General features: G+C 62.8%; 14 protein-coding genes. 10 read left to right on the top strand and 4 right to left on the bottom strand.

Annotated features, from left to right (window positions below; translation table 11 throughout):
* Positions 1–273 precede the first annotated feature (273 nt).
* The gene (locus tag J1N50_RS00460) at positions 274–1,449 is read right to left on the bottom strand and encodes an acyl-CoA dehydrogenase family protein (RefSeq protein WP_215348988.1); all 1,176 of its coding nucleotides are present in this window, start codon (positions 1,447–1,449) and stop codon (positions 274–276) included.
* A gap of 422 nt (positions 1,450–1,871) precedes the next feature.
* Between J1N50_RS00460 and J1N50_RS00455 the strand changes: the two genes are divergently transcribed.
* From J1N50_RS00455 to J1N50_RS00435, 5 genes are all read left to right on the top strand, one after another.
* A complete protein-coding gene (locus J1N50_RS00455) occupies positions 1,872–3,128 on the top strand; it encodes a D-amino acid dehydrogenase (RefSeq protein ID WP_215348985.1) in 1,257 nt (418 codons plus the stop codon).
* A 39-nt stretch (positions 3,129–3,167) separates the two neighbouring features.
* The gene (locus J1N50_RS00450) at positions 3,168–3,512 is read left to right on the top strand and encodes a RidA family protein (protein WP_215348983.1); all 345 of its coding nucleotides are present in this window, start codon (positions 3,168–3,170) and stop codon (positions 3,510–3,512) included.
* 133 nt (positions 3,513–3,645) lie between these two features.
* Positions 3,646–4,278: a 2OG-Fe dioxygenase family protein gene (locus J1N50_RS00445; protein WP_215348980.1), complete on the top strand. Its 633-nt coding sequence runs from the start codon at positions 3,646–3,648 to the stop codon at positions 4,276–4,278.
* 444 nt (positions 4,279–4,722) lie between these two features.
* Entirely contained in the window at positions 4,723–5,679 is a 957-nt protein-coding gene (locus J1N50_RS00440; protein WP_215348977.1) for an aminotransferase class IV, read from the top strand.
* Between the two features lie 133 nt (positions 5,680–5,812).
* Positions 5,813–7,105 carry an MFS transporter gene (locus J1N50_RS00435; protein ID WP_215348974.1) on the top strand — a complete coding sequence of 431 codons (1,293 nt, stop codon included), beginning with the start codon at positions 5,813–5,815 and terminating at the stop codon, positions 7,103–7,105.
* Between the two features lie 15 nt (positions 7,106–7,120).
* On the opposite strand, the gene J1N50_RS00430 is transcribed toward J1N50_RS00435, so the two are convergent.
* A complete protein-coding gene (locus J1N50_RS00430) occupies positions 7,121–8,563 on the bottom strand; it encodes a tetratricopeptide repeat-containing sulfotransferase family protein (protein WP_215348971.1) in 1,443 nt (480 codons plus the stop codon).
* A gap of 590 nt (positions 8,564–9,153) precedes the next feature.
* Between J1N50_RS00430 and J1N50_RS00425 the strand changes: the two genes are divergently transcribed.
* Complete coding sequence (locus J1N50_RS00425) at positions 9,154–11,613, top strand: TonB-dependent receptor (protein WP_215348968.1); 2,460 nt, start codon at positions 9,154–9,156, stop codon at positions 11,611–11,613.
* A gap of 148 nt (positions 11,614–11,761) precedes the next feature.
* Here the strand turns inward: J1N50_RS00425 and J1N50_RS00420 are convergent, their stop codons facing one another.
* Positions 11,762–12,523: a TetR/AcrR family transcriptional regulator gene (locus J1N50_RS00420; protein ID WP_215348964.1), complete on the bottom strand. Its 762-nt coding sequence runs from the start codon at positions 12,521–12,523 to the stop codon at positions 11,762–11,764.
* A 242-nt stretch (positions 12,524–12,765) separates the two neighbouring features.
* Between J1N50_RS00420 and J1N50_RS00415 the strand changes: the two genes are divergently transcribed.
* The 4 genes from J1N50_RS00415 to J1N50_RS00400 all read left to right on the top strand — a co-directional run bounded on the left by J1N50_RS00415 (position 12,766) and on the right by J1N50_RS00400 (position 15,458).
* A complete protein-coding gene (locus tag J1N50_RS00415; RefSeq protein WP_215348961.1) occupies positions 12,766–12,966 on the top strand; it encodes a hypothetical protein in 201 nt (66 codons plus the stop codon).
* A gap of 12 nt (positions 12,967–12,978) precedes the next feature.
* Complete coding sequence (locus J1N50_RS00410; RefSeq protein ID WP_215348958.1) at positions 12,979–13,389, top strand: acyl-CoA thioesterase; 411 nt, start codon at positions 12,979–12,981, stop codon at positions 13,387–13,389.
* Positions 13,389–14,174 carry a TetR/AcrR family transcriptional regulator gene (locus J1N50_RS00405; RefSeq protein ID WP_281414789.1) on the top strand — a complete coding sequence of 262 codons (786 nt, stop codon included), beginning with the start codon at positions 13,389–13,391 and terminating at the stop codon, positions 14,172–14,174. Before J1N50_RS00410 ends, J1N50_RS00405 begins: the two co-directional genes overlap by 1 nt.
* Positions 14,175–14,270: 96 nt before the next feature.
* Positions 14,271–15,458, top strand: coding sequence for a hypothetical protein (locus tag J1N50_RS00400; RefSeq protein ID WP_215348952.1), 1,188 nt, complete (start codon positions 14,271–14,273; stop codon positions 15,456–15,458).
* A gap of 27 nt (positions 15,459–15,485) precedes the next feature.
* Here J1N50_RS00400 and J1N50_RS00395 read toward each other — a convergent pair whose 3' ends face one another.
* Positions 15,486–16,169: a hypothetical protein gene (locus tag J1N50_RS00395; protein WP_215348949.1), complete on the bottom strand. Its 684-nt coding sequence runs from the start codon at positions 16,167–16,169 to the stop codon at positions 15,486–15,488.
* Positions 16,170–16,597 lie beyond the last annotated feature (428 nt).

Below are 16,597 nucleotides of genomic sequence, written 5' to 3'. Positions count from 1 at the left end.
GAATCAGAACTCAAGCCGCTTGGGAATCCTGTTTATGGGTATGTGACCTAGAGTGCGTTCGGTATTGATTGAATCAAAACCGGCACTCCAGATTCTTGTTTTGCCGTGTTTTCCGGGTCGTCAGCTGATTCCACCTGACTTGAAAACACTCCAGGCGTCGGACGGCGACCTCCCTTCTCAAGCGATGCAGCTTTTGGGGCGGTGGCCGACGCGCCGAATATCGCCGCGGGCGTTCCGACCGGCAAATGGCGATCACTGACGCCCAAGGCGTTGCTAAAACGCCGATATGCCGGTGATCGCGCGGCCCAGAATGAGCGTGTGGATGTCGTCGGTTCCGTCGTAGGTGCTCACGGCCTCCAGGTTGTTCATGTGGCGAATGACGTCAAAACCCGCCGAAATTCCGTTGCCTCCGAGCATGTCCCGGGCCTTGCGCGCGATGACGAGCGCCTTGCCGACATTGTTCCGTTTGATGATCGAGATCATCTCCGGCGAATATTCATGCGCATCGATGAGGCGCCCCACCCGGAGCGACGCCTGAAGCCCGAGACCGATCTCGGTTGCCATATCGGCGAGCTTTTTCTGATAGAGCTGCGTTGCGGCGAGCGGCCGCCCGAACTGGCGGCGATCGAGGCCGAATTGGCGTGCAGCCGCGTAACAGCTCTCGGCGGCGCCCATGACGCCCCAGGAAATCTCGTATCGGGCGCGATTGACGCAGTCGAGCGGAGCCCGAAGCCCGAGTGCCGTGGGCAAGATCGCGTCGCGGCCGACCACAACATCGTCGAGGTGAATCTCGCCGTTGATCGATGTCCGGATCGAGAGCTTGTTGCGTATCTTTTTCGTCGACAGACCCCTGGCGCCCTTTTCGATGATGAAGCCGCGTATGGCCCCGCCATGGGCTTCGCTTCGCGCCCAGACGAGAAACAGGTCTGCGATCGGGGCGTTCGAAATCCAGGTCTTCTGTCCGACAAGCCGATAGCCGCCGTCGATGTTGACCGCGCGCGTCTCCATCGCGCCCGCATCCGACCCCGACCCTGGCTCGGTAAGACCGAAGCATCCGATGAGCTCGCCCCGGGCCAGCGCGGGCAGATACCGCTTGCGCTGCTCGGGCGAGCCATAGCGAAGGATGGGGTACATGACGAGGCTCGACTGCACGTTCATCATGGAACGATAGCCTGTGTCGATGCGCTCGATCTCGCGGGCAACGAGGCCATAGGCGACATAGGATGCCCCCGCGCATCCGAAGGCTTCGGGCATCACGATCCCGAGTAGCCCATGTTCGCCCATTTCGCGGAACAATGCCGGATCCGAATAATCGTCGCCGAAGTCCTCGTTCACGCAGGGAAGCAGGCGTTCCTGCGCAAATGCGCGCGCTGCGTCGCGAACGATCCGCTCGTCGGGCTCCAACTGAGACTCGAGGCAGAACGCATCTTCCCAGTCGAACGCGGTCATCGCCGGGCTGCGCGAAGCATGGCGAGGCGTTTTCGCGTCGTCGCGTCGATCACTGACAGGCCTCCCGGTCGGTCGCGGCAAAGGATCCGCGCATAATCGTCCATATTATCGATTTATATCTGCTATGGTGACCCGGGTCAACGATCCGGCTCGTTGGCGGTATTTTGCGGCGGTGATGGCAAGTATTGCCCAATAGGTGACGCGAATTGCGCGACGTGGCCCAGGGCGCGGTCTTGATGGGAATCTCCGAATCCCCGAACGATGACGAATATTATCGATATTAATCGATTAAAAGGCTATGCCCGATCGGAGATGCCTGAAGGCGATTCGGTAAGAGGGGCAGGTATGCGGGAAAGCGCGTCACGCTTCGGTCCGCGACCGCACGCCGATGGTCCGGACGCAGGACAAGAGGAGTGTCGGCGATGAAGGTCGCGATATTGGGCGGTGGCGTCATCGGGGTGACGAGCGCCTATTATCTTTCGCTTGCCGGTCACGAGGTCACGCTGATCGACCGCCAGCGGGGGCCGGGTCTGGAAACGAGTTTCGCCAACGCGGGCGAGATATCGCCGGGATATGCCTCGCCATGGGCGGCGCCCGACGTGCCCCGCAAGGCGCTCAAGTGGCTCTTCATGGAGCATGCTCCGCTGATCCTCAAACCGCGGTTCGACTGCGCGATGCTGTCCTGGCTCGCCGCTCTCCTCGGCAATTGCACCGCGCGGCGCTACGTCGAGAACAAGGCTCGCATGGTCCGGCTCGCGGAATATAGCCGCGATCAACTCCGGGAAGTCCGGGAGGCCACGGGCATCGCCTATGACGAGCGCATGCGGGGCACGCTGCAACTGTTCCGCACCGAGGCGCAGCTTGACGGTATCGCCAAGGATGTCGGCGTCCTTGCCCGCGACGGCGTTCCGTTCGAGGTGCTCGACCGGCGGGGTTGCGTGGCGGCCGAGCCGGGGCTGGCGCATTCAGCCGCCGATATCGCCGGCGGCCTGCGCTTGCCCGCCGATGAAACCGGCGATTGTTTCAAATTCACCACTGCGCTGGCCGACGTCGCGCGATCGCAAGGGGCGACCTTCCGCTTCGGGGAAAGGGTCGAGCGGCTGTTGAGGGGCGCGGGCGGCATCGAAGCCGCCGTAACCGATCAGGGGATCGTCGAGGCAGACGCCTTCGTCGTCGCCCTGGGCAGCTACTCACCCGGACTGGTGCGTAGTCTCGGGCTGCGGTTGCCGGTCTATCCTGTCAAAGGCTATTCGATCACCGTTCCGATCGTCGAGGAGGCTCGCGCGCCGGTGTCGACGCTGCTCGACGAAAGCTACAAGATCGCGATCACGCGTTTAGGGGACCGTATCCGGGTTGGCGGCATGGCCGAAGTTTCGGGGTTCAATGCCGAGCTTCCCGATCGTCGCCGCCGCACGCTCGAACACTCGCTTTCGGGCCTTTTCCCCGCAGCCGGAAACCTCGAACGTGCGACCTTCTGGTCGGGTCTCAGGCCGATGACGCCCGATAGCACGCCCGTGGTCGGCCCGACGCCTATTCCCAACCTCTTCCTCAACACCGGCCATGGAACGCTCGGGTGGACGATGGCATGTGGTTCGGCGCGCGTGATCAGCGACATGATCAGCGGCAGGCCGCCGCAAATCGAGACGCGCGATCTCGGCATCGCGCGCTATAGCGCCTGATCAAGATGTGCGGTCACGATCAATGAAAGGAAGATGGCGATGACAATCAAGCGGATCGACACGGGGCCGCGAATGAGCGGGGCGGTTGTCCACAATGGCACGGTGTATCTGTCGGGGCAGGTGGGCACGCCCGGCGAGAGCGTCGGCGACCAGACCCGCGAGGTCCTGCGCGCGATCGACAGTCTGTTGGCGGCTGCGGGAACCGACAAGACACGCCTTCTGAGCGCAACCATCTGGCTTGCGGATATCGCCGACTTTTCCGAGATGAACAGGGTGTGGGACGCCTGGGTGCCCAAGGGACAGGCTCCGGTCCGCGCAACCGGCGAGTCCCGGCTCGCCGCGCCGGGCTACAAGGTCGAGATCATCGCCATTGCGGCACTATGACCGCCTTTCGCTGACACTCGGAAGGCCCGATCCCGTGCCTGAGCGCGAGGCCGGGCGGGACTCGCGGGCGGATATTTCGGGTCGGCTGTCGAGGTGCGGATGGGCGCGCCAGGCAGCGGCGGAGGTGAAGGCTGTGCTCGGCGCCGACCAGGGCGATTGGCGGCGTTTTGCCGGCGGCTGGGATGCGATGCCTTTAGATGCCTATATGGCCGACGGCGGCAACTACCGGCGGCGGCGATATGGCGTCTTCCATGTCGGTTCGCGCCGGATCACGCTTCTTCCCGCGCAGCCGCATTACCAGAGCCTCGGCCACAACAGGCTCAACGGCGGTATCGATCGATGGTTTGCACCTTTGTCGGATGATGTGGCCGACAGTGTCATACTCGCACGAATTTTCGAACGCTGTCGCGAGATATTTGCTCGCTTGGCACCGGCCGTCGAAAGCTGGCGCGCCGAAGTGCACCAGTTCCGGATCGAGGCGGCGGGGCGCGACGCCGGTCATCCCACGCCCGAGGGGCGCCATCGCGATGGAGTCACCGCCGGTTTTGTGATGCTGGTCGCGCGCGATGGTGTCGAGGGGGGCGATACGCGCCTATGGGCGCCCGAGGGCGGCCATTTGGCGAGCTTCACGATGACCGAGCCGGGCGAGGCGCTGTTCTTCGACGACGGCAGGCTCCTTCACGAGGTCACACCCTTAAGGGCGGCCGCGGACGTTTCCGTGGGGCATCGCGATGTTCTCGTTGTCACCTTCGCGCCGGCGAATTGAGACCCGCGAAGTCGCGGCTTTGGCCCGCCGTATATCGATATATATTATGTAGCCTCCATTCACGGCGGCGCTGTCTGCAGCGGTAGGGCATGCCCGCTACCGAACCCGCGGTCGTGGGACACAAGGTGGCTGGACTGGCCAATCATGGCAGATCAACCGGCTTGATCTTGGATATCTCGCATAGATCATCCTGAAAGACAGGTTTTCGGGCGCGAGCGCCGTTGCGGATGCAGGACGTCGTCGGGGCGAAGGGTGCCGGTTTGCCGTGCTTTGGGCGCAGATAGAGGCAAGAGATATCCAGCGGGAAGGGGGTATTTAATCGATGTTTATTGATTATCTCTTGACATCGGGTCGGAGATGGCGGAGCTTTCACCTCAGGCGCAGGTCGCTTGGCGGCCGCGAAATTCGATGCGCCTTGGCGCAGTTCAGGGATGGGAGCAGGACATGTATTCGATGGAAGCGGTGTTGGGCGCTCACCAGAAGCGCAACGAGCTATTGACGGCGAGTTCGAACCCGCTCGCGGGCGGGGTCGCCTGGATCGAGGGCGAGCTCTATCCGCTTGCCGAGGCGCGCATCCCGATCCTCGATCAGGGTTTTCTCCGGTCCGATCTGACCTATGACGTTCCCGCCGTCTGGGACGGGCGCTTCTTCCGGCTCGACGACCATCTCGACCGGCTCGAGGCGAGCTGCGAGAAGATGCGCCTCAAAATGCCGCTGGATCGCGCATCGGTCCGCGCAAAGCTCGTCGAGATGGTCGCGAAGAGCGGCATTCGCGATGCCTATGTCGAACTGATCGTGACGCGCGGTCTCAAATTCATCCGCGAATATCAGTCGTACGAGAATAATCTCTATCTGATGGTCATGCCCTATGTCTGGGCGATGCGGCCCGAGATGCAGATGACCGGTGGTCCGGCGGTTGTGACGCGCACGGTGCGGCGTACGCCGCCCGGCGCGATGGATCCGACGATCAAGAATCTGCAGTGGGGCGATTTCGTTCGCGGGTGGCTCGAGGCGATGGATCGCGGCGCGGTCTATTCGCTGCTCCCCGACGGCGACGGCAATATCACCGAAGGGGGCGGCTATAACGTCTGCGTGATCAAGGACGGCGTCCTCTCGACGCCCTCGCGCGGCGTCCTCGAAGGTGTGACACGCAAGACCGTGCTCGAGGTCGCCGCGGCGAAGGGGTATAAGACCGTCGTCGATTTTGTCCCCGTCGACGCTCTCTACCACGCCGACGAGATTTTCATCTGCACGACCGCTGGCGGCGTGATGCCGATCACCGAGCTCGATGGTCAGAAAGTCGGCGGCGGTCAGGTCGGCCCGATCACCCGCCAGATCTGGGAAGGCTATTGGGAAGCGCATTATGACCCCAAATACAGCTTCGCGATCGACTATCCCTGAGGCCGGGACGCGAAACGCGTTCGGCTAGACAGCAGCCCTGCTCCGGTCGGACCGGGGCAGGGCTGTCGTGTTTCAGGGGCACGAGTTCGCGCTGGGTGGCGCTGGCGGAGGCAAAGATCGTATGGGAACTGCAATGAACGAAGTCGAGCTTCTGGGGACAGCGCCACGCGCGCGCCCATATTTCGGGTGGCGCATCGTTCTGGCGCTCTTCCTTTGCACGCTCGCGCTGTTCGGGGTGAGTATCTATTCCTTCATCGTCCTCGCCCATCCGCTCGGCGCCGAATATGGCTGGTCGGCGACGCAGACCGGCGCGGCGGTGTCTGCAATGTGGTTCGCGGCGCCGATGGCGCTTTTGTCGGGACCGCTGATCAGGCGTTTCAATCCGTGGCACATCATATTCGCCGGCCTGCTCATGCAGGCGGCAGGTTTTGCGATGCTTCCGCTGATATCCAGCATCGAGTCGCTCTATCTGCTTCGCCTGATGATGGGCATTGGCAAGGTGACGCTGGTCATCGCGGTTCCGATCATCGTGACGCGATGGTTTTCGCGCCGCTTCGCGACAGCCATGGCAATCATCTGGGCAGGTGGCTCTGCGGGTGGCTTTATCATGGCGCCCGCAACCGATGCCCTTTTACAGGCATTTGGATGGCGCACGGCGGCGGCTGTCATCGCGGCGGCCATGGTTGCCGTCGTGATCCTGATCGCGTTGCTCGCGCGCGGGCCCTCTTCGCCGGCGGCGCTGGGGCTGGCCCCCGATGGCGTCCCTCCGTCCGCGGGCGACGGGGCGCCGCGCGGTTCGGTGCCTGAAGATGCGGCGGCGCTCGATTGGCGTGCGGCGCTCGGACATGTTCGGCTCTGGGTCGCCATACCGATGCTGCTCTCGGTCATGGGTATCGGCATGGCGTCGATTGCGGTCCTGACCCAGGAGCAGCTGGTCCTTGAAAGTGCGGGCATTGCCTCGTCGCTCGCCGCGACCTTTCTTGGGTTGACCGCGGTGGGCAGCCTCACCGGCTCGGCGTCGATCGGCCTGCTGCTCGACCGGGCGCCCGCGCGCTGGAGCGGACTGCTGATCGCCTCGGCGATCTTCGTGGGCCTTTTGGCCTTCGCCGGTATTCAGACGAATGGCAGCGCCGGTCTTGCCCTCATTGCGGCGATAAGCTGCGGCTACGCATTCGGGGCAGGCGAGGTGCTCTGGATTACCTTGACGAAACGACAGTTCGGAACAGCGGCGTTCGCGATGACCTATGGCGGATGGTATTTCGCGCTCCAGATCGGCTATGCCGCCGGCGGCGGCGTCGCGGGATGGGGATATGAGCGCTTCGGCGCGATGGGGTTCATCGGCCTCGTCGCTATCATGTATCTTCCCGCCGCCTTGTTCAGCCTGACGCTGCGCGGCGCGCGCATCCAACCCGGAAAGGAGAGCTGAGCGCGAGCCTGGCTTTCACGCGAGCGCGATCCCGTTCGCGATCAGCTTTTCCCGGAGCGGGGCGAGATGCGTCCCGTAGTTCCGCCAGATCCCCGACGAGCTGGTGTAAATCCCCCCGCGCACCTGCGCCGCGCTGGCGGTGAGCGAGGCCGTGCTGTTCTGCGCAATATCGAGCGCACTATCTTGCCAGGGAAGGCCGCATCGCTCCGCGAGCCACGGGGCGACTGTGTCAGGGTCCGCCACCAGCCGTTCGTAATCGACGCGGATGAGGCGCTCGCCGAAAAGCGCCGTCCAGTGGCGCATCAGCCGATCATAGGCGGCATAATATCGGGCGAGTTCGTCGAAGTCATAGCTGAAGGGATAGGCGGCACCGAACAGCGTGCGGAACATGGCGAAGCAGGAGTCGACCGGATCGCGCCGGACCCACACGATCGGGGTGCGCGGAAAGGCGCGAAGGATGGCGCCGACATATAGATAGTTGAATGGGAGCTTTTCGATGATCGGGCCCGGATGCTCGTCTCCGCCGGCCAGATAGTCATATTCGCTGGCGACCGCAGCGAAGTCTGCGTTGGCCGCACGCGCGAACACGTCGCCTCCCGTCATGGGCGCGTGGCGGAGCAAGGCCGACGAGAAGTTATTCGTTTCATTGTTCGAACGAACGCCCGGCAGTCCGCCCAAGATGCGTTCGGTGAGGGTCGTTCCCGAACGCGGCAAGCCGATGATGAAGATATGCCGGTCCGTCGCCTTCTGCGGAGGAGGCGTCGGAGCGGACCCGAACGCCGCGGCGATGCGCCGCATTTTGTCCTCGTCCATGGCAACATCATAGCGGAGACTGTGCCTTCGGGCAGCGGCGCCGCGCGCGAAAGCCGCGAAGGCCTCATCGAACCGGCCAAGCTCGTGCAACTCCTTCCCAAGGGCGTAGGAAAGGAACATCGTATCGGAAGCGTGGGGATCGCGCGCGATGCGCGCCCGCAAGTCCTCGACATTGTTTTGCTCGGGAGTGGCGCGCGCGAGTTCGGATCGCAGCAGGATCGCGGGCCGCATCCGCGGATCGATTGCGATCGCGCGCTCGCACATTTCGAGTGCGTGCGACAAGCGGCCAAGGCTGCGCTCGCTCGTGGCGTAATTATACAAGAGCTGGGCGTCGTCCGGCTGCAACTCCGTCGCGCGCCGATACAGCTGGTTGGAAAGCGCATGACGGTCGAGTTGCAACGCGAAGAATGCGAGCGCGTCATGCGCGTCGGCCGCCTCGGGGCCGGTCGCGATCGCGGCCTCGAGCACCTCTATGGCGTCCTTGCGCCGACCGAGCGCGATCAGCGCCTCGAGATAGAGGGCGTGCGCCGCTCCGAAGGGCGTCGCACCGCTCGTCCATGACCGGAGATGGGGCAGGGCGACAGCCGCCCGGCCGCTCCTGACGAGACGGGCGGCTTCATCCAGTTCCTGTTTCGAAGGCGCCATGCTTCAGAGTTCCCGGATTGCCGGACTTGGATCCCGATCCGGATCGTGTCGATGGCAGATGCTGGTCGCCTTGCCTATCGAGGCCTGCAAATAATTCAATTAAAATCGGGTATCATGTCGCCCATTCGCGCTGTTCCCGTCCGTCGCCGGTCGCGCCTCGGCCGCTGTTGTCATGTCGGGGAACGGGCCGAGCGCTTTCCCGCGTTTGGGTTCAACGCGCCGTGCGGAGCGGTTGTTGGCGGCGCTGGTTGCGAGTCGCGCGCGCCAGCATGGATCGCGAAGCCGATATGATTCGATCGGTATCGATATAAATTCGTCCGCCGGTTCAGTTGGTGCCCTATGGGGCGTTGCCTTGGATCAGGTCAAAAGATGATTTATAACAGATGCATATGGCAGAAATTTGGGGGTGCCCGAGCTTGTACCTTGCCGTCATGTCAAAAGACGACGTCCAATCATGAGTCTTGCAAGGTCGACAAATATCGATTAATAATGGCGTCAACGGGTGAATGCGGCTGAAGTTTGCAGGCCCGGCGGAGGAGCGGCGGCATCGGCTAGGCGGTGCTGTCTGTCTCGACATGGGAGGAATAGATATGCGGTCGAGGGACATTCATGCGGTCCGGCTTCTGGGTGTTACGGCGCTGAGCGGTGTGCTGGCTTCACTGGCGACGCAGCCCGCGCTGGCGCAGGATGCGCCGACCGACACCGCGGCGGCGGAAGAGGCGAGCTCCGGCAACGATATCGTGGTGACGGCCAATCGCCGTCAGCAGGATGTCACGCAGATTCCCTACAACATCACGGCGGTAACGGCAGAGTCGCTTGAGCGCTCGGGCGTCGCGACCCTCGAGGATCTGTCGCGTCAGGTTCCCAACCTGGTGGTGACGTCGAGCGGCAACCAGTTCCTCGGTGCGCAGCGCCAGATCATGCGCGGGCTGAATGCGTCGGCCAACAACCGCAACGGCGTGGCGCTCGAGCAGAACCCGGTCGGCACCTATCTGGGCAATGCGCCCTATGCGAGCTATTTCCAGGTCGAGGATATCGAGCGCGTCGAAGTGCTGCGTGGGCCGCAGGGGACGCTCTACGGGTCGGGCGCGCTCGGCGGCGCTATTCGCCTGATCCCCAACCAGCCCGCGCTCGGCCGTTTCGAAGGCCGGCTCAAGGCAAGCGGCGCCGATATCGCGCATTCGGCCGACTATGATTATGGCTTCGGCGGCCTCGTCAACATTCCGGTCGGTGAAACGCTGGCGGTGCGCCTGTCGGCCAGCCATGATTATGAGGGCGGCTTTATCGACACCTATGGCATATTTGCGCGCGGCAGCGACGATCCGATCGGCAAGCCGATCCTGGCGGATCCCAGCCAGCCGCAGACCAGCGCTCCCTCGGTCTACAACAAGAAGGACGCGAACACGTCGCGCGTGACCAACATCCGCGGCGCCATTCGCTGGCAGCCGGTGGCGGAAATCGACATCACGCTTGCGCACAATCTGTCGCGCCTGAAGGGGTTCGGTCCGTCGAACGACACGCCGGCCTATCAGGGCGGTCCCGATCCGCTGGCGCCGTCGATCAGCTATCCCGATACGGGCGAATATGAGGTAGTGGCGCGCAGCCGCCAGCCGTTCGAGCGCACCTCGAACATGACGACGCTCGACATGAGCTATGATCTCGGCTTCGCCACCCTTTCGTCGACATCGAGCTACTTCAAGACCGACGGCGAGGTCTGGGTCGACGGCACCTGGGGCAATCTCGGCCTGCCACCCGCCTATCTTCCCTATTACACGGGCACGCCGATCAACCCGCGCTACAATGCCATCTATCAATATGCCGACCGCACGACCTCGAAGACGCAGGAACTGCGCCTCGTTTCGAATGGCGATGGTCCGATCGATTATACCGTGGGCCTCTATTATCAGAGGGAGAAGGCCCGGACCGCGTGGAACGGCCATGCGCCCGGCCAGCAGGCGTATAACCAGTTGCCGGGCGTGACGACCCCCGGGTTTGGACCGCTGGGTCCGGAAGAGTTCATCTTCGCGGTGTCGGGCACCAATCGCTTCACCGAAAAGGCTGCCTTCGGCGAAATCACCTGGCACGCGATCGAGGGGCTCGACCTCACTGCCGGCGTCCGTGTGTTCGAGCAGAAGCTGCGGCGCTCGGTCGACAATATTTTGCCCGCGTTCGGAATCTCGGAGAGCAGCGTCAATTCGGCGAAATTCTCGGACGCCAAGTTCCGCCTCAATGCGACCTATGAATATACGCCCGGGCACCGGGTCTATGCGACCTTCTCGCAAGGTTTCCGGCGTGGCGGGGCGAACGCCTTCGCGCTGACCGGTTTCATTCGCGAACCGGCGTCGCTGCTCAACTATGAACCGGACTCGGTCGACAATTTCGAGGTCGGGGTGAAGGGGCGTTTCGCCAACGGATGGCGTTACACAGCCGACGTCTTCCTCGCCAAATGGAAGGATCCGCAGATCGGCGGATTCACTGCCGTCAATTTCTGGCCGGCGGTGTTCAACGGCAAGGAAGCCGAAAGCAAGGGCTTCGAACTGGAACTGTCAGGCAACATCACCGATACGCTGAGTTTCCAGGGCGGCTATGCCTACACCAAGGCCACGCTGACCGAAGATTTCTGCGTCGAGTCAGGCGACGGCAGCGGCGTTCCGGGCGGCGATATCCCGTGCGCGATCGTCGGGACCAAAGGCACGTCGCTGCCCTCGGCGCCGCGTCATAGCGGGACCTTCTCGCTCAACTACGAGCACGACCTCAACGACGAGGACACAATTACGGCGTCGTTCAACGGCAACTACAAGGGCAAGTCGCGCATGAATTTGCCCACGCTCGGGGCGCGCTATCCGATGATTCCGTCCTACTGGCTCTTCAACGCCTATGTCGGATGGAGCCATGGTCCGGTCAGCGCATCGCTCTTTGCGCGCAATCTGTTCGACAAGCGCACGGTGTTCGCGGTCAATACCCGCATCACCCCTTATGCGCCGATCGACCTCTATGAATCGGTCGGGCGGCCGCGCACCATCGGCATCGAACTCGGATATAAATGGTAGAAGCGGTAGGCAGCAAAAGGCCGGGACGTCGTCCCGGCCTTTTTTTTGCCGATAAGCGATCATGCCCGTCGTCGGTGTGCGGGTAGACGGATGTCGCGGCGGGTCAGCGAACGCCGAAGGTCATGTCGCTGGCTGGAGCCGCAGGCGATCAATCGCTCGCGTCATCCGGGGAAGCGTTTTCGTCGCCGCCGTCATAGGGTAGTTCAATCGTGCCGCCTTTCCGGGCGGCATCGAGAAGAAACTCCCGCGGTTCGAGATGATCGGGAATATAGAGACGGGCATAGGCGATCGCAGCCTTCGTCGACTCCTCGAAATATTCCTCGGTGATATAGCCGTGACGGCGGACCGAGATTTGCCAGACGCTGTCGAGAATCCCGAGGCGTATTTCGAACTTCTTTTCGGGTTCGCGAATGACCGGCATGTGGAAGATACGATTGAGCCGGTTGTAGCTCGACGTCGAGAAGGAGAGGGCGAGAACCTTGTCCACATTATGGGCGTCAACGCCCCCGTAGCCGCCGTAGATGATTTTCAGATAGGGCGGATTGCTGTTGTAGAACTCCATCGCGCGGCGCGCGTCGATGCGGTAGAGATCCTGCCAGGTTTCGATCAGCCGGGCTTCGATCGGAGTCCGATGCACATTCAGCAATTCTTCACTGCAACGCGACGCGAGTGCGACATAGGCCGCCTCCTTAGTCGGGAAGAAATGATAGACCGAGGCCGGCGGCACGTCGGCCCGCTCGGCAATCTGATAGAGGCCGATCGCGTCGGGTGCCTCTTCGCGGAGAAGTTCGGCGGTCGCATCGAGCAATGCTGCATAGCGGCGGACGCCGCGCCCGCGCGAGGGCGCGCGCGGGCTCGCGCCGCGTTTGCGGGCCGCTGCCGGCTTTTCGGTCGCCTTGATACTCGCCATCCCAAAATCCCTGTTCTGCCAACCCGCTGTCGGGTCTAGATGAGTCTCAAAAACGGGGCAACCTCGGAGCCGTTTCTCCCTCCCGGTCGCAAGGCTCGCTTGTCGTCTGCCAGAGTTCTTCGCCCGATGCCGGAGACGTTCGGCGAGAAAAGCCAGTTTGCGATCAAGCGGAAAGGAGCATTGGCGCATCTACATTGGCGCATCTACATGGAATAGCCAGATAATAATCGTGAAATGACGCGATGTTTCGCGATGCGCTCTTGGCCATGCGGCGCGATGCCATCTCGATTGCGAGTGAATTATCCAAACTTCACGGTTTCTTCGGAAGGGAACTGCCCCGTGCCAGTGCCGATGCCGCCTCGATCGCCAATCGCTTGATTGTCGATAAATATTCATATTATGCTGAAGGCGGTCGTTCGGTTCGCCGCGACTCCGAGCGATGAGGAGGATTGCGCATGACGACGGAATTTCGCCACTATACCAGCTTTCGGGTAAGGTTCGCCGAAATCGACGGCCAGATGGTGGTCTTCAATTCGCGATACCTCGAATATGCCGACAATGTTCTGACCGAATTCATGCGCGCGGTCGATGTTCCCGTGTCCGGTCCGCAGTCGTTCGAGATGCAGGTTGTGGAGGCCACGGTAAAGTACAAGCGCGCGCTCCGCTTCGACGACGAGGTTGAAGGCTGGCTGCGCGTCGAGCGAGTCGGCCGGTCGAGCGTCATTTTCGAAATCGAGTTTCGCATCAAGAGGGCGGGGGAAGCATCCGCCTCGGTCACGCTTGCCTATGTGCATGTCGATCTTGCAACCGAGAAGTCGCAGGAAATCCCCGCCGCGGTGCGAGCCAAATTCCTCGGTGAGCCGTGATGGCGGATCGGGGGCGCTCGGATGCGCGGGAACGGTCGGAACCGCTGCGCCATGTCCCGTCAGCAGTCGGGCCCGCGCTGCGCGAACAGGGTCGATCGACGACCGGCGAACTCGGCGAACCGCGCGAGGCAACCATCCGCCGTCCGCGACAGCAGCGCAGCCGCGAGCGGTTCGAAGCCATTCTCGATGCCGCGGAACGAATTCTGCAGGCGCGCGACCCGCACGAGGTGAGCATCTACACGATCGCCGAGGAGGCGGATATGCCGCCGCCGTCGATCTATCACTTCTTTCCCGACGGCAATCATGTGTTCATGGCGCTCGCGGAGCGCTACTTCGAGATGTTCCTGGGGGGGCTCGAGAGCATCGAGGGGAAGCGGTTCGACGACTGGCAGTCGCTGGTGGAATTTCGCTACGCTCTTTCGCGCCGCTTCTTCAACGACAATGTCGCGGCCCGAAAAATCCTTCTCGGCGCCGCCGCGACCTGGGCGATCCGCACGCGCGACATCGACACCAACCGCCTTTTGGCGCGCGGCGCCATCGTCGAGCTCAACCGCTTTTTCATCCTGCCGAAGGTGCCGGAGCTGGTCGATCGCGTCACCGAAACGATCATCATGAACGACGCCATCTGGGCGCTCTATGACCACCGGTTCGGGCATTTGCCCGACAATGAGGAGGTTTTCGCCCGCCGCGCACGCCTGGGTCACATGCGCACCTATCTGCCCGAATATCTGGCTATGCGCGACGCCGTTCTGACCGTCGAGGAAGCGGCGGCAATCTCCTTCTAGCCGCCTTTTTGCAGTTCGCCAGCTTGCCGCGCGGCGCGTGCCGAGCCGGCGAACGGACTGGAATGGCTGGTCTGAAACTAACTACTGGAGGCATCGTTGAACCAAATACAGACCGACGCCTCTTCCGGAGCGGCCGTCGTCGCAGCGTCGCTCCTGACCGCCGTCAACCAGCTGCTCGTCAACGTGCAGCCGCTGCTCTTCGGAGTGCTCGCTGTCCGGCTCGGGCTCGACGACGCGGAACTCGGGTATCTCGGCGCGGTCGTGATCGCAGCCCTGACGCTCGGCTCCATCTCCGGTCCCTTCTGGGTCCGCCGTGCCAATTGGCGGTTCACCTGCGCCCTGGCTCTCGTCGGCGCGGCTGCCGCCTTCGCCCTCGGGGCTGCGGTAACGACGCTCGATGCCGCGCTTCTCATATTCGGCGCCGCCGGATTGTTTCTCGGCCTTCTTTCGCCTCCCGCCTTCGGCTGCCTCGGCGAAGCCGAAAATCCCCCGCGCGCGTTCGCGATCTCGGTCGTGGCGCAGAGCTCGCTGGCGGCGGCAAGCACACTGGCCCTGTCTTTCGCCATCATCCCAAGGTTCGGAGCGCCGGGCGCTTTTGTTTCGGTCGCTATTGCAGTCGCCGCCGCGCTGCCTCTTTGCCGATCGCTGCCGCGGCGTGCCGGGTCGAGCCGGGAGCTGTCGGCGACTGTCGACGGGGCGCCGCTGCTGTCGCGCGCCGCCATCCCCGCCTATGCCATGCTCTTCGCCAAGGGAGTCTTCGTTGCGGGGATTCTCGGCTATTGGATTTTCGTCGAGCGGATCGGTGTCGCCCACGGTATCCCGGGAGAGCGCATCGGTCTCACGATCAGCCTTTGCGCGGTTGCGAGCGCGGCGAGCGCGGGGATTGTCGGATGGCTCGCGGGGCGCGTCCGCCTCGTGCCGATGATTGCTATCGGAACGACGATCGTGATCGGTGCCTTCATCGCGCTCGGCGTGCCCGGCTTCCTCGCCTTCGCCCTGTCCAATTTCCTCTTCGCATTCGGCTGGGGTTTCGCCCAGTCGGCCTATTGGGGCCTGCTTCGCGAGGTCGATGCGACAAACCGTCTCTTTGTGGCCGGTCCCGCCGCCGCCGGGGTCGGCGGCGTCGCTGCGGGGATGGCCGCCGGACCGATCATTGCCGTCGCCGGTCTGTCGGCGATGACGCTCGCTTCGGGCATTGCGCTGTTGGCGGCGGCGCTCCTCGCGTTTCTTGTCGCCGGCTCGCTTCGCGTTCGCCGGTCGCGGTCTTTACGGCTCGCTCCGTAGCCGGTGTCGATCAACGTCCCCGACGACTCATTGGCTCGAGGCAGCCACTGGAGGGGGTGGAGGGGAAACGGGGCGCGCCAGATGACGCGCCAGCGCCTGATAGGCGAAATATATCTCGGCGAAGCCGAGCGCCCAGACCCAACCGGCGAGAAAGAAGAAATTCAGGATCAGGTTGGTTTCATCGCCCGGGATGGCGATGATACCCTCAAGCAGCGCCATGATCACAAAGCTGACGTTCACGAGCATGATGCCGAAGGCGTGAGCCTGCTCTCCCACGCGCGCCAGGCGGACCGCGAAATAGACGAGGAAAATATTCGCGACAATGCCGCAGGCGAAGAATGCGTAAGGCAGAACCGGCTGAATTAGCGGATAGGCGAGGAGGGCATAGGCCAGCGGGAAACCGCCGACGAGCAGCAGCCATTTGGTCGTCTTCGACACGTCGAGACCGTGCGTCAGCTTGGCAAGGCCCAGCGTTGCGACGACGGGAATGCCGATACTGCGCGAAAAGGCGTCGCATACCATCGAAATTTCGAAGGAAAGCTGGAAGCCGAACGTGACCCAAAGCGCGAAATTGAACGCCGAGAAGCCGAGAATCGCCCATTCGGCGCCGAGCAAGATATTGCCCTGGCGCCAAAATCGGTAACCGAGTCCAAGGCCTGTCACGACCAGCGCCAGCATGCCGCTGGCGATCAGGATGTCCCGCAGATCCATAACTGTCCTCCCGTCGAATTTATTCCCGATTATTATCAGTTTTTTCTTGCCTGCCTAGCGAAATATTGCTTCGTGGTCAGTCGACGCATCGGGTGACGCGAATCTGTATATTAAGGAGGATTTTTGGGGATTGTGAGCGGCAGGAAGCCTTCGCCCGCTAGCGATTTCCCACATTTCAGGTTTTGAAATAAGCAGATTTTTATCTGTCAAAATGACATTGCGGAGAGGCTGGCTGCCGAAAACGGAGCGGCGGCGCGATCAGATGGGAGAAGAGAATGAGCGTGCGATTCGGTTCGATGGCGCTGCTGGGTTGTGCGGCGCTGACTCTGGCTTCCTGCAACGCGTCGAAAGATGGCGGCACCGCTGGCGGCTCGCTCGACGATGCCGAAAAGGCCAGCGAGGCTTTGCTCAAGACCGGCGGCAACGGC

This window comes from Sphingopyxis soli (assembly GCF_018682675.1).
GTDB lineage: Bacteria > Pseudomonadota > Alphaproteobacteria > Sphingomonadales > Sphingomonadaceae > Sphingopyxis > Sphingopyxis soli.
Note: the sequence above shows the minus strand (reverse complement) of the source record. Positions and strands in the feature narration are given on the sequence as shown.